The organism is Zooshikella ganghwensis DSM 15267, assembly GCF_000428585.1.
GTDB lineage: Bacteria > Pseudomonadota > Gammaproteobacteria > Pseudomonadales > Zooshikellaceae > Zooshikella > Zooshikella ganghwensis.
In genome coordinates this window covers 18494-31802 of the sequence record NZ_AUAF01000017.1, presented here as the reverse complement: position 1 = coordinate 31802, position 13309 = coordinate 18494, and the positions used below count along the sequence as shown (strand labels likewise).

At 40.6% G+C, this 13309-nt stretch carries 11 protein-coding genes; 6 read left to right on the top strand and 5 right to left on the bottom strand.

Translation table 11 applies throughout. From position 1 onward, the window contains the following. The first annotated feature begins 1079 nt into the window (after positions 1-1079). Positions 1080-1370 (top strand): MarR family transcriptional regulator, encoded by a 291-nt coding sequence (locus F607_RS0106085; protein WP_027707378.1) that lies wholly within the window; start codon positions 1080-1082, stop codon positions 1368-1370. Between the two features lie 426 nt (positions 1371-1796). Here the strand turns inward: F607_RS0106085 and F607_RS0106080 are convergent, their stop codons facing one another. Further along, on the bottom strand, positions 1797-2756 hold the full coding sequence (locus tag F607_RS0106080) for an RsmB/NOP family class I SAM-dependent RNA methyltransferase (RefSeq protein ID WP_027707377.1): 960 nt from the start codon (positions 2754-2756) through the stop codon (positions 1797-1799). A 316-nt stretch (positions 2757-3072) separates the two neighbouring features. Here F607_RS0106080 and F607_RS28350 point away from each other — a divergent pair, with 316 nt between their 5' ends. The 4 genes from F607_RS28350 to F607_RS0106060 all read left to right on the top strand — a co-directional run bounded on the left by F607_RS28350 (position 3073) and on the right by F607_RS0106060 (position 8153). After that, entirely contained in the window at positions 3073-3981 is a 909-nt protein-coding gene (locus tag F607_RS28350) for an SdiA-regulated domain-containing protein (protein ID WP_038290317.1), read from the top strand. Positions 3982-4074: 93 nt separating this feature from the next. Beyond that, positions 4075-5484: a carotenoid oxygenase family protein gene (locus F607_RS0106070; protein WP_027707376.1), complete on the top strand. Its 1410-nt coding sequence runs from the start codon at positions 4075-4077 to the stop codon at positions 5482-5484. Between the two features lie 148 nt (positions 5485-5632). Then, entirely contained in the window at positions 5633-6481 is an 849-nt protein-coding gene (gene murI, locus F607_RS28345) for a glutamate racemase (RefSeq protein ID WP_157365387.1), read from the top strand. A 172-nt stretch (positions 6482-6653) separates the two neighbouring features. Further along, entirely contained in the window at positions 6654-8153 is a 1500-nt protein-coding gene (locus F607_RS0106060; RefSeq protein WP_027707375.1) for an aldehyde dehydrogenase, read from the top strand. 14 nt (positions 8154-8167) lie between these two features. Here the strand turns inward: F607_RS0106060 and F607_RS0106055 are convergent, their stop codons facing one another. The 3 genes from F607_RS0106055 to alr all read right to left on the bottom strand — a co-directional run bounded on the left by F607_RS0106055 (position 8168) and on the right by alr (position 11646). Continuing rightward, positions 8168-8848: a TIGR00153 family protein gene (locus F607_RS0106055; protein ID WP_027707374.1), complete on the bottom strand. Its 681-nt coding sequence runs from the start codon at positions 8846-8848 to the stop codon at positions 8168-8170. 151 nt (positions 8849-8999) lie between these two features. Then, positions 9000-10364, bottom strand: coding sequence for an NAD-dependent succinate-semialdehyde dehydrogenase (locus F607_RS0106050; RefSeq protein ID WP_027707373.1), 1365 nt, complete (start codon positions 10362-10364; stop codon positions 9000-9002). A 196-nt stretch (positions 10365-10560) separates the two neighbouring features. Further along, complete coding sequence (alr, locus tag F607_RS0106045; protein ID WP_027707372.1) at positions 10561-11646, bottom strand: alanine racemase; 1086 nt, start codon at positions 11644-11646, stop codon at positions 10561-10563. A gap of 299 nt (positions 11647-11945) precedes the next feature. On the opposite strand from alr, the gene lrp reads away from it, so the two are divergent. Next, on the top strand, positions 11946-12437 hold the full coding sequence (gene lrp, locus F607_RS0106040; RefSeq protein WP_027707371.1) for a leucine-responsive transcriptional regulator Lrp: 492 nt from the start codon (positions 11946-11948) through the stop codon (positions 12435-12437). Positions 12438-12531: 94 nt separating this feature from the next. Here the strand turns inward: lrp and F607_RS0106035 are convergent, their stop codons facing one another. After that, positions 12532-12864 carry a PilZ domain-containing protein gene (locus F607_RS0106035; protein ID WP_027707370.1) on the bottom strand — a complete coding sequence of 111 codons (333 nt, stop codon included), beginning with the start codon at positions 12862-12864 and terminating at the stop codon, positions 12532-12534. Positions 12865-13309: the final 445 nt, after the last annotated feature.

Below are 13309 nucleotides of genomic sequence, written 5' to 3'. Positions count from 1 at the left end.
GTTGTCTATATTCTCAGTGGATATTTTTACTAAAAATAGTTGTTGCTAATTCTCGTTTTACCAGCTCAGACTAGCTCACCTACAAAACCTTTGTTTAGGTATGACTACCATTTACTCTCGCACTCATTCAAACTTTGATCTGTCAATCATTGTTCTCTTGCTGTAGATATACCCAAATATGGTAGCGACTTTAATTGATAGAACAGCGCCGCTAGGCGACTATATTAATTAGTGACTGGAATATACCCTTCTTGGTGGTCAAGATCGTTGGTCTCGATGCCCTTTAGAGTTCAACAAACCCTACTAATGTGTCAGGAATACATTAGCACAGCTGCACTGACTCGTTAAGGTAAGCGCTATTGATTGTGTGCAAAGGATATAAAACCTTGAGTCTTGTAATAAAAGACTTATAACGCCCAATATGGGTGTATTATTCATAATTTGTATATTTACATATTGTTTAAATAAATAGCTAAATATGAATAGTTGATAAAGAAAATGTTAACAAATGAATTTAGAGGGATAGAGAATTAATAGGCTGCTTTGGTGTGGCATTTTTTATATCAACGCAATATAGCTTCCAATATTTACTAATTACTCTTTTATAAAGCTATACATAAACTGATTTCTAATAAATAATTTGATATATAAGTAACTTATTGATATAAAAGATAAAAGGTATGATCAATTATCACTGTAAAACTAAACATGTTACACGAACTGAGGGCAAGGTGGCTTTCTAAATGGTTGGTTTAACAGGCTGTTTAAGTGATAGATAAAGTTAGAAAAGATCAGGTTTTGCTATATAGCCTGGTATTATCTATTTCAATAGGGCCTTAAACTCTGGTGGAAAGGATGAAAGCCACAGTTTAGGTGTTTAGAATAACAACTGATTTCATGATTTTAATCTGAAGTACATTTAATACATTGCAAAAATATACATACTAGACCTTGTCATTAGACTATAATAATTATGTTATTGCTACTGGCATGGACTGTTGTACGTCTAAACCGCGTACATTTCTCCAACGAAGCATTACCTAGTAATACAACATTGACCAATTAGCTGATAGACCACTATGAACACTAAAAAGTTGATTAATCTGTCCAATCAGTACCCACGGCTAACCGTGCGTACGCTGGCGACACTCATGGCTATCGGAGAAAATGAAGGTTGCTCCGTGTCAGAGCTTTCGCACTATATGGGTGTCAATGAAAAAAATGTTGCCACCACCATAAGGCGTTTAGAGGAGGGTCGTGCAGGTAACCCGGGTGATAAGTTAATTCGGGTTAAGCAATATCCTGATGATAAACGCTATAAGTTAATTCATTTAACAGCAAAAGCAAAACGAATTTTAGCTAAACTCTAATAGCTAATAATGCAGGTGATGTAGATCCCCTGCATTTTTTCGCCCACTAATATTCATGATATTTATTTTTACTTGTTGCAGATATTGTTATTAATGATTTTGGGTAAATTATTGACTATTAAGTTTGCCTAAATTTACTGAAGCTATTTTACCTTGAAAGATTTCATCGCTGACTTCCACCACTTCAATACAACGTTCACTAATGGACCACTAGATAATTTTTATTAGAAAGTAACAGCATCCGATAGTTTTATTCTTCGCGATTCATTTTTATTTGAATAGACGTATATCCAAAACGGAAGCTATAAGTGGCACTTATCTATCTCTCTTCAGCAACCTTCAGTGAGTCAAACTGTCACCGTTTGACTCATTAACCATTGACAGTACTTTTAATACAGAACATATACCAACAGCGAAGAATATAAATTAACAAGCAGCTTGTTTCCTTAGCTTACAAATGAAAAAGCCATCCATTATTTCGTTAGGTAGTATTCTTCGGCATTGTGTTAATGCATCATCATATGTCTTTTTTTGCCAATGGGTGATACCTGCCATAGTATTTGAAAATGGTAGGTCAATTGACTCAATACTGACACATGAGCCGTACTTTTTGAGGAGATGATTCACTACATGCTCATTTTCTTCAGGTGAAAATGAACATGTGCAATAAATCATAACACCTCCTACTTTTAAACTAGTAAAAGCTGACTGCAGCAAGCGCTTTTGCTTGCGAGCGACCTCGGACACTTTTCGCGTAGACCAATGTTCCCAGCTTGAAGGATCAAGTAGTGAAAATCTGGCCTCAGAGGAGCATGGGGCATCCAGTAACACACGATCAAACATTTCAGGACACTTGTTGCCAACAGAGCGCCCATCAGTCAAGTAGGTTTTCACCATAGTAGCGCCTTGTTGATCAAGGTTTGCTTTGAGCTTAAAAAAGCGATTTTTGACAGCTTCTACAGCAGATAATCGTCCTTGGTTTTCCATCATTGCTGCTATTTGAAGTGTCTTTCCGCCAGGAGCTGCTGCCAGGTCAAGCACAGTCTCTCCAGGTTGAGGGGCTAATAAGAAAGGCGCAACCATACTGGATAAATTTTGGATATAAATACGTCCTTGGTAAAACGCATCTGTTTCTGTCAGTGCTCTTCGCTGTTCTGGTGGTATATGAAATGCGGTAGGTAGCCAAGGCACGGGGGTGAGGCTGAACTGTGCTGCACAGAGTTCAGCAGTGGTATCCTGAATGCTTCCTTTTAAGGTGTTGATACGAAAAGTAGTGGGTTTTTCTCTACTAAAGCTATTCAATACTTGCTCAAGTTGAACTTCATCTAACAACAAGGAGAGCTTGTCCAAAAAGGCTCGTGGTAATTCTGGGGTTGGACTATGCATTGATTATCCAGTCTGTCAAAAGTGTATCAGTTACAGCCTCAGTTAACTGAGTAAGCATCTAGGCTCCTTTGCATTTAAAGAAAAACCGCCAATGAATCAGCTAGAGCTAGTTAACACTATTGAGACTGTAGAGTGCTCAAGTGTGGAATTATCTGATTAGCCCAATCTCTAAGCAAGCATAGTGAATTGCTACAAAGTTTTCTTTTGAAGTAAAACAAAAGTTGTGCCTGCCATGAAATAGTACTCTGCAACCAGAGAGTAAAGCTTTCAGTGTGTAAGCACGTTTTGCAGGGGCAGTTGTCAGCTGGAATAAGACATGATGAGGTTGTTAAAGCGAAGTATTGTTGTGCTATTAGCATTGTTTTTATGTTGGACTGGAGAATATGTATTTGGTTGGGGGTCAAGGTTGCAATCAATAATGTTATCTCTGACGACTTCAGAGCAGCAGAAACAGCAAAGTATATGGCTGCCCAGTTATAGCGTGGATATAGAAGCACTGCCACTGAGTGGTGTGGATAATAATGTTTCGGGTATTACATACTCACCCAAACAAGACAGCTTATTTGTCATTGTTAATCAGCCACCAACAGTGCTTGAACTGGATAAGCATGGAGGCGTTGTCAGGAAGATAGCCCTGGAAGGATTTCATGATACAGAGGCGATAGCCTATATTGGTGGTGATCAGTTTGCGATTGCGGAAGAGCGTGAGCAGCGTATTACATTGGTGGAAATCACTAAAGATACAGACAAGATTAAGCGTGACAGTCAGCCACAAATCCAACTCGTATTTGGACCTAAGACCAATAAAGGTTTTGAGGGGATTGCTGCAGACCAGACAGCCAACAGGATTATTGTAGTTAAGGAGCGGTCGCCATTAAAAATATACGAAATCTTCCGTCTCAAGCATGAAGAAACAGGTAACTTCAGCTTACGTGTTGAAATGCCAGACAGCTTGCGTTGGTCTTCTTTGTTTATGGCTGACTTATCAGGTTTGCACTTTGATCATAAAACACGCAACTTACTGTTGCTCAGCGATGAGTCCAAGCGTGTGACTGAAGTGAATGCATCAGGTGAGACAGTGAGCATGCTAGAGCTACGCCATGGTTATGGTGGACTGGCACGCCATATACCTCAAGCCGAGGGGGTGACACTGGATGATGAGAATAATCTGTATGTTGTCAGTGAGCCTAACCTGCTGTACCGATTTCGTAAAGTTGTTCAGTGAGAATTAAACCTGAGGTATCAATAAGCTTTATTTAACGACGGGGTAATGGGTAGTTAGTCACCCACGTTATTGCAATGAATGGGGAAATAAAACATGGATCGTTTTACTTTCGCTGGTCATGATGATAATCCTTTTTTACAGGGACCATATGCTCCTACTGTTACAGAGCGTGTCATCACCGATTTTAAAATATTTGGCCAAATTCCTGATGACTTAGCAGGAGTTTATTTGCGTAATGGACCTAATCCAAAATACAACCCAGCGGGTACTTATCACTGGTTTGATGGTGATGGTATGGTACATGGCTTTTATTTTCAGAATGGGAAGCTAACGTATCGAAATCGTTGGATAAAAACTCAGGGGCTTATTCAGGAAGAGGGGCAAGGTAAAAGCACTTTACCGGGTGTATTCTCGCTCGTTAACCCCGCAGAGACCAAAGATACTGCGAATACGGATATCATCGTCTTTAATAAGCGGGCCTATGGACTTTGGTATAGAAGTGGAATGCCTTATGCCTTGGATCCAATAACACTTGAAACGCTGGGTATAGATAGCTTTTCAGACACACTCCAATCACCTATTTCAGCTCACGCTAAGGTTGACCCTGTGCACAATGAGTTGAGAGTATTCAGTGTCAGCATGAAACAACCCTATTTGTCTTATGGGGTCATTAATGAAGAACATAAAGTCAGGCATTGGACGCCTATTGAGCTACCAGGCTTACGCCTTCCTCATGATATGGCTATTACGACAAACTACTCCATTGTTATGGATTTGCCACTGTACTATGTCCATTCCCCCAAAGGATTACGCAGTTACTTTGATCATACATTACCTGCCCGGTTTGGCATTCTCCCTCGTTTAGGTAATGAACAACATATTCAGTGGTTTGAAGCTGAGCCTTGTTATATTTATCACGTTATTAATGCGTGGGAGCGAGAGCATAAAATTGAAATGTTGGTGTGTCGGGTGACAGATCCTGTGCCACCACTCAAAGATAAAGCTCATGATCCACTGCTTAACATGGTTAACTTTCTTGGTAAAACTTTAAAAACAGCGCAGTATTACTACTACTGCTTTGACTTAAAGAGCGGTACTGCAGAAGAACAGCCCTTGGATAGTCGTAATAGTGAATTCCCTGTCATAAACCAACGTTATATGGGGCAACCAAGTCGCTACTCTTATCATGTACTATTGGATGAAGTTGACCTCCCCTTGTTTTCAGGCCTGATTAAGTATGATTACTTAGGCAAGCACACAGAGGCAGTGACGTGGCCAAAGCCTTATGTAGGGAATGAGCCTGTATTTGCACCTAAGGCTAAAGCAAGTAGCGAAGATGATGGCTATGTATTGACCATATTAACAAGCTGTCATCAAGATCAAAGCCGGTTGCTCATCCTGGATGCTAAGCATATAACTGCACCCCCATTGGCAACCATTGATATACCTGCTCATATACCTATAGGGTTTCATGGTTGTTGGGCGGAAATGAGTCAAATTTAGTCAGTATAAGAGAATCAACCCATTGGTATCAGCAATCACTCACGCTAAAATGCTTGCTTAAAAAATAGCAGGAGGCACATGAGTGGCTAATCACTCAAGTATGTGACTTCAGGCATCTAGTTCATCTTTGTTAGGGTCAGTTGTATCTGTGGCTAAAGTTGTAATTTTTGATTCAGGTGTTGGTGGACTCAGTATTTTCAGTGAGCTTGTACGATTAATGCCTGAAGTCTCTGTTGTTTATGCTTCAGATAATGCTGCTTATCCTTATGGGGATAAAAGCGAGCGCTATTTGAAAACCCGCGTAAAAGCATGTTTGGATACCCTTGTTCAATATCATCAGCCAGATATGGTTGTTGTTGCCTGTAATACCGCAAGTACAGTGGTATTACCTGTGCTTCGTGCTCATTTCTCAATACCTGTCGTAGGGGTTGTACCTGCCATTAAAACGGCTGCTCAGGTGACTAACAATGGTGTGATTGGGCTGCTGGCAACACCTGGTACCGTGACCAGAGTCTACACTGATGACTTAATTATTCGTTTTGCTAAACACTGCGATGTTATTAAAGTTGGCTCCCGTGTATTGGTTGATTTAGCAGAAGCCAAGTTGCGGAGCCAAACAGTTGATTTGAGTCGTCTCAAACAGGAATTGTTACCATTCGAACAAGCACCTGTTCGTCCTGATACAATTGTATTGGGTTGCACTCACTTCCCACTATTATTGAGTGAATTACAACAAATTTCTCCATCTATTCATTGGGTTGATTCAGGCTCAGCCATCGCGCGTCGTGTCAGAACACTACTGGAACAGCAAAAAAAGCTTAAGCCAGAACACGCGGGTATTTATCAGGCAATGTTTACTGCTAATACCACATCAGTGACTCAATTAAAGCCTTATTTATTTCAACTTGGATTTAGTGCTTTAAGTATTTTACCTATTGATGAAGCATTTACTGTTTTTTCTGAGCCTATGGCGATAAATGCGGTAACTGTCTCCTAGGGCCTGTTAACACTATATGAATATCACTGTTATAACGGTAAAAGCGCTAATCTAGGCCCTAAGCAGTGATGTTGAGTCTTTGCCAACAGCGCTTTTTTCTTCCATATAGTAAGAATATCTCCTTTATTGTGATGCTATGGTTGCAGGAGATATTTTTATAAGGAGAAGACCGATGGAATTGGGTACAAAAGCAATGTGGGAGCAGGCTGTTGAGCAACTGAGTATTCCTAATCAAGCTTATATTGGTGGTGAATTTGTTTGCTCCCAAAGTAAGCAAACCTTTTCCTGTATAAACCCTGCGAATAACCAGCTATTGTCTGAAGTAGCATTATGTGATGTGGCTGATGTACATAATGCGGTAACCAGTGCATCTAAAGTATTTCAACAAGGATACTGGAGCCGTCAATCACCACAGCAACGTAAAAAGAGCTTATTAAAACTCGCTGACTTAATTGATAAACATGCTGATTCATTAGCGTTGCTTGAAACGCTTGATATGGGTAAGCCGATAAAAGATAGCCGACTGCTGGATATTCCTTCTGCTGCAAACTCTATCCGTTGGTATGCAGAAGCTATTGATAAAATATATGGTGAAATTGCACCAACTGCAGAAAATCAGTTAGGTCTTATTACCCGTGAACCTATAGGTGTAGTCACCGCAATTGTTCCCTGGAATTTTCCATTGCTTATGGCCTGCTGGAAAATAGCCCCTGCTTTAGCGGCAGGCAATAGTGTTATTTTAAAACCTTCTGAAAAGTCACCTCTTACAGCCATCAAACTGGCAGAGTTAGTTGCCGAAGCTGATTTCCCACCAGGCGTATTTCATGTATTGCCTGGTTATGGACATACAGTGGGCAAGGCACTGGCTCTTCATCCTCATGTTGATGCTCTAGCATTCACAGGGTCCACCACGGTAGCCAAACAGCTATTAATGTATGCTGGGCAGTCAAATATGAAAAGAGTATGGTTAGAAGCTGGAGGTAAAAGCCCCAATATTGTATTTGCTGATTCGCCAGATTTAGCCTACGCCGCTGAGGCTGCAGCGAGTGCTATTTGCTTTAATCAAGGAGAAGTATGCACCGCAGGTTCAAGGCTATTTGTGGAAAAATCTATAACTAAAGAGTTTTTGTCGCTTGTTAGAAAGGCAATGAATAAATGGCAACCAGGTAATCCACTTGATCCTGAAGTAACACTTGGCGCTATTGTTGATGCCCAGCAGCTGAAAAAAATTCAACAATATATTGAATTAGGCGAAAAAGAAGGCGCTGAACTTTTACAAGGTGGTCAAAGAGTACGACAAGAGTTGGGTGGTTTTTTTATACAGCCAGCGCTGTTTGGTAATGTTGAAAACACAATGCGTGTAGCGCAAGATGAAATATTTGGACCGGTGTTAGCGGCAATAACATTTACAGACAGTAATGAGGCGGTCAACCAGGCTAACGATAGCCAGTATGGTCTAGCAGCAGGCATATGGACTAGTGATTTAAATAAAGCGCATCTTGTTGCTAAACAATTAAAGGCTGGTTCAGTTTGGATTAATCATTATTTTGGTGGCGATATGACAGCACCTTTTGGTGGGTATAAACAGTCTGGAATTGGCCGAGATAAATCTTTACATGCGTTTGATAAATATACTGAAATAAAAACCACATGGTTTTCATTCCAGGGATAATATCTTTTTTAAGTCTATAACTTAACTAACATGACCTCCAAACACATGGCGATATTTCTGGCAGTGCGGGCTAACTCGTCTAGTCGGTCAATCATTTGATATAAAGTAATAGCATCTAACGCTGAAAGCTCATGTTCTAAGTTGTGAGTCATACGACGTGAGCTTCTAACTTGTGAGCGAATTTTATCTTCATGTGTCTCTAATGAATCAATGATTTTTTGGACAAGTATCGATTCCTTGCCTCGAAATCCAAGCTCTAATAGTTCATCTAATTCTGACACACTTTGGTGGGTTAGTTTGACGGCTTCAATACACAAATTCAGCAGGCTTGTTATTGAGGGTTGTAATGTACTGGGGATATTCACTTGCCTGGCCGTTATACGGCCAACAATATCGTCCGCTGTGTTCGCGGCAGCATCTTGTTGATAAATAAGATTGCATAAAATCTCTCGAGGAACGGGGGTTAAAATACCTGAGGGCAAACGCGATAAAATTTCTCGCTTTAAGAGGTCCGCTTCGTGCTCCAGGTTAATCATTTGCTGCTCGAAGCTTTCGGCTTTTTCCCAGTCTCTTGCCATTACGCTCTGGAAAAATGGCGTGAGTAAATTAACGCAGGACAATACAATGTCCATATGCTGTTGCATAGGGCCAAATGGGGACTTGGCAAACAGCTCTGAAATGACGCTTTTAAACATAAGCGCTAATCTCCATAAAACGCTTTTTTATGAGATTAGCAGTAATCAAGGACTTTCACTTATGTCGTGTTATTTAGTTTGAGGTGTTAGCGTTTAATATGCTGATTTTAAACAGCTAACACTTTGCTAATGAGCCAGATTTTTAGTGATATTATTGAACCCAAACGGTTTTGATATTGGTAAACGCTTGTATGCCTGGTACACCTAGCTCTCGTCCATAACCTGAGTTTTTGATACCGCCAAAGGGCAGTGCACAGTGGCTTTTTACAAAGCTATTAATAAAACATGAGCCTGCTTCTATCTGTAAAGCTATCTCTTCCGCTTTATTAATGTCTTTGCTCCAAATACTTGCCCCTAATCCATAGTGACTTTGATTCGCAAGCCGAATGGCTTCATCAGTATTTCTTACCCGAATAATACTGGCTACAGGCCCAAAAAGTTCCTCCTGAAATGCACCCATATCAGGGCTGACGTTATCCAGTATTGAAGGCAAATAAAAGTTTCCATCGCGGTCAGGAATGTGACAACCAATGATATTTTTTGCACCTTGATCGAGGGCGCAGAGCACCTGGTTGTGCAGATCATTCCTTAGATCAGTTCTAGCCAAGGGGGCTAAGGTTGTCTGATCATCATTTGGGTCACCAATCATCAGCATTTGCATACGATTGATGAGACCTTGGATGAAGTCATCTGCTATGGCCGGTGTTACAAAAAAACGCTTGGCAGCAATACAGGTTTGACCAGCATTCATACAGCGAGAGGTCACTGCGGCATCAACAGTTTGCTGTAAATTAGCATCATCACAAACTATAAATGGATCTGACCCTCCTAGCTCAAGCACAGATTGCTTTAAGTACTGGCCTGCGAGTGAGCCAACACTTCTCCCAGCAAACTCACTGCCAGTTAATGTGACGCCTCGTATGCGTTGATCTGTAATTAATTCATTGGCTGCTTTTGCGTCTATGAGTAGTGATTGTAAACAGCCATCAGGAAAACCGGCTTCCTGCACAAGGTGCTCAATGGCCTGAGAGCACTGAGGGACATTGGAGGCGTGCTTTAACAATAGTGTATTACCTGCCATCAAATTAGGTGCTAGGGCACGAAATACCTGCCAAAAAGGATAGTTCCAGGGCATGATGGCCAATAGGGGACCTAACGGTTGATAGCAAATATAACTACGCTTGGCTTCTGTACTAATGACTTGGGGGGCAAGGTAACTTTCTGCATGATCAGCATAGTGCTCGCATACCCAGGCACACTTCTCCACTTCGGCCAGTGCTTCATGGTGTAACTTGCCCATTTCCTCTGTAATCATGGTAGCCAGCGTTTTTTTACGGTGTTTGAGTTGTTCACATAGCGCACGCATTGGTGTGGCACGTTGGCAGATGCTTCGTTTTGACCATAAGCGAAAGGTCTGTTCTGCCAATTGCAGCTTTGTTTCCAACTCATTAGGTTGCAGCAATGGGTATGTAGCGATGACTTCGTTAGAGAAAGGATTAACGGTTTGTATACTCATAAGAATCTATTTGCTGATGTGTATGTGTACCCTTATTAGGGGAATATTTTATGATTTTTGTTCTCTACAGCAGTTTCCATCTCATGCTGCACCCTTGCTGAGTTATGAGTCAGAAGCTGCAAACGATACGCTTCACTATAGCTCTACATGAACATTAATGTATTGGTCGCTTGTGTTTTGCTTACACTATTTTTGGCTACCAAATATAGTGGCGGGGTACTCGTTGAGTAATCTTTGTGAGTAGCTCATAACTGATAGTGTTTGCATATGTGGCGACTTCATTCACCGATAATTGACTTCCCCATAACTCAACTGAGTCTCCAATGCGCGCTTGAGGATAGTTACTGAGATCAACCGTGATCATATCCATGGAGACACGCCCGACAATGGGGCAGCGTATGCCATTAATGACCACAGGTGTACCTTCACTAATATAACGAGGATAACCATCGCCATAGCCAATACTCACAACTCCCATCAGTAAAGGTTTGCTAACGTTATATGTTGCTCCATAGCCAATAGTTTCGCCTGCAGCTAAATGCTTAATCGCAATCAACTCCGCAGTGAGTGTCATAACTGGCTTGAGGGCGGCGGCCTGGTTGTGGTTATGTGCAAAAGGTGATGAGCCATACAACATAATACCTGGTCTTAACCATTGGTAGTGACTTTCAGGCATAGCCAGTATGGCGGGTGAGTTAGCTAAGCTGGCGGGTGGACTACCTAATGTTTTTAGCGCTTGAGAAAAACAGTCAAGCTGTTTTTTATTCAGGGGGTGATCAGGCTCATCTGCACACGCAAAATGTGATGTACAAATGACATGTTCAATATAAGGCAGCTGTGTGAGTTCTGAATAACGTGCTATGAATTGATCAGGTGAAAACCCTAAACGGTGCATACCTGTATCGAGTTTTAGCCATACTGTAAATGGCGTTTTTGGGGGGTGTTTGCGCAGTATTTCAATTTGCTTATTAGAGTGGATTAATGGCTGCAAGTCATGGTGATTAATAGCATCAAGCTCTTCAGCAGAAAAAAAGCCTTCTAGCAGGATAATGGGCGCTTTTATGTTCGCCTGTCGTAATTGGAGTGCTTCTTCGATGCTGGCCACAGCAAAACCATCAGCTTCTTCTTCCAGGGCTTTTGCTGTTGCAATCGCACCATGCCCATAAGCATCAGCCTTAACCACAGCAAGTGCCTGAGCGTTATAGCCCGACATCTGTTTTGCATAAAGGTAATTAGCTTTCAAAGCATTAAGGTCTATAGTGGCGCGGATTGGGCGAGTCATGCTACTTCACTGTTTTACAGGTTAAAGGCAATACATTAATCGGTTTTGTGTTGATAGGAAACCCTATGGGGGTATTAGTCACTATAAATGTGTAGCTGTTGTAATGGCCTGCCATAAGGCTTCAACAAACATCAGTTCAAACCTTTTGTTATGAGTATAATAGGGTCCAGTGATGGTAGCTTTCCAGCTTTTGCGACACCCTCTTTTTAGAGACGGGAAGTGAGTCATCGCGTGATGAGCAGAGCATATTAACTTTGGAGGCGACTGTCTCCTTCCTGGTGAGTGAAAGTTAAAACAGAATGCGTAACAAGAAAGAAACAACAAAACAGATCGATCGCATTGATAGAAAAATACTTAAAATATTGCAACAAGATGGACGCATTTCTTATGTTGACCTGGCTGAACAGGTTGGCTTAAGTACAACACCTTGTATGGAAAGAGTGAAGCGTTTAGAACGAGAAGGCTTTATTCAAGGGTATGCTGCTAAAGTAAATCCCCAGCTGTTACAAGCAGGGCTACTGGTCTTTGTCGAGATTAGTCTTTACTCAAAATCGGCTGATATATTTGATGAATTTCGACGGGCTGTAGTCAAGTTGCCCCATGTTTTAGAGTGTCATTTAGTTTCAGGTGATTACGATTACTTAATTAAAGCCAGAATTTCAGAAATGGCATCGTATCGTAAACTGCTGGGTGATATTTTATTGAAGTTACCTGGTGTGAGGGAGTCTAAAAGCTACATTGTCATGGAAGAAGTAAAAGAAACCTTAATAATACCTGTTTATGATGATTAGGTGATGCGTTATGAGGTAAATTTCCAAGATTAAAGCTGAATCAGTATTGTTAAAACCATATTAAATCTATGGGATTAGAGCTCATACACTTTAGCTAGTAGCCGTTGATATAACTATCCAGTGTTTTTGAGTTTTGATCATCAATCTGCTCAATGTGAAAACCGGCGCCAAATTTACTGGCAAAATTTGAATTTTGGCACCACATGCACTCTGCCTTTAAGCTGACTGTATCATGTGAAAGTGTGGGTTCAGGAATGTGAAGAATCAGATTTATCGTTTGTTTGGGCTGTAATTGGTGATCAGTCAAAACCATAAAGTGGTCAATGTTTAAGTCTAGAATTCTGCCTAAATACTCTCCAGTGTCAGCATTCTCAACTGTGACTGGGTGTCCTTCTCGACGATGTCTTTGTGAGTGGGTAAGAGCCATATAACGAAAATCCTGTCATCAGTATTATAAAAATAGTTCATCAAAATTTAACTTTAACTTTTTCTTTTCAAAATTCTATCCTTAACCAAATATTCTTTCCAAAAAATAATCTAAAACATTAAGCTCCTAGTCAAAAATAGCAATATAGAATTAACATATCTTTATTATTTATTTTACTTATTACTTAGGTGGATTATCCCGACGATAGTTGTAACTTTCGTGTGTTTAGAGTCTTCGAGTTTATATTTTGGTAGGTGTAATTGATTAAAGTAAAGTTGCAACTAAGTTATTTACTTTGAATAGCTATAAATTTAATTTTTTTATGAAATCAAAGTTTAATAATTGTATCGCAGCTATTAATAAACAGCATATACCCAAGAGTAATTTACCCGTTTGCTCAATGGGCTGAAGGCTAATGGTCCGTTACCCACAGATCATTAGCTCC

What these genes read in the sequence shown, in the direction of transcription:
- F607_RS0106085 (WP_027707378.1), top strand. Translation starts at nt 1,080, where the DNA reads ATGAACACTAAAAAGTTGATTAATCTGTCCAATCAGTACCCACGGCTA.
- F607_RS0106080 (WP_027707377.1), bottom strand. Translation starts at nt 2,756, where the DNA reads ATGCATAGTCCAACCCCAGAATTACCACGAGCCTTTTTGGACAAGCTC.
- F607_RS28350 (WP_038290317.1), top strand. Translation starts at nt 3,073, where the DNA reads ATGATGAGGTTGTTAAAGCGAAGTATTGTTGTGCTATTAGCATTGTTT.
- F607_RS0106070 (WP_027707376.1), top strand. Translation starts at nt 4,075, where the DNA reads ATGGATCGTTTTACTTTCGCTGGTCATGATGATAATCCTTTTTTACAG.
- F607_RS0106060 (WP_027707375.1), top strand. Translation starts at nt 6,654, where the DNA reads ATGGAATTGGGTACAAAAGCAATGTGGGAGCAGGCTGTTGAGCAACTG.
- F607_RS0106055 (WP_027707374.1), bottom strand. Translation starts at nt 8,848, where the DNA reads ATGTTTAAAAGCGTCATTTCAGAGCTGTTTGCCAAGTCCCCATTTGGC.
- F607_RS0106050 (WP_027707373.1), bottom strand. Translation starts at nt 10,364, where the DNA reads ATGAGTATACAAACCGTTAATCCTTTCTCTAACGAAGTCATCGCTACA.
- alr (WP_027707372.1), bottom strand. Translation starts at nt 11,646, where the DNA reads ATGACTCGCCCAATCCGCGCCACTATAGACCTTAATGCTTTGAAAGCT.
- lrp (WP_027707371.1), top strand. Translation starts at nt 11,946, where the DNA reads ATGCGTAACAAGAAAGAAACAACAAAACAGATCGATCGCATTGATAGA.
- F607_RS0106035 (WP_027707370.1), bottom strand. Translation starts at nt 12,864, where the DNA reads ATGGCTCTTACCCACTCACAAAGACATCGTCGAGAAGGACACCCAGTC.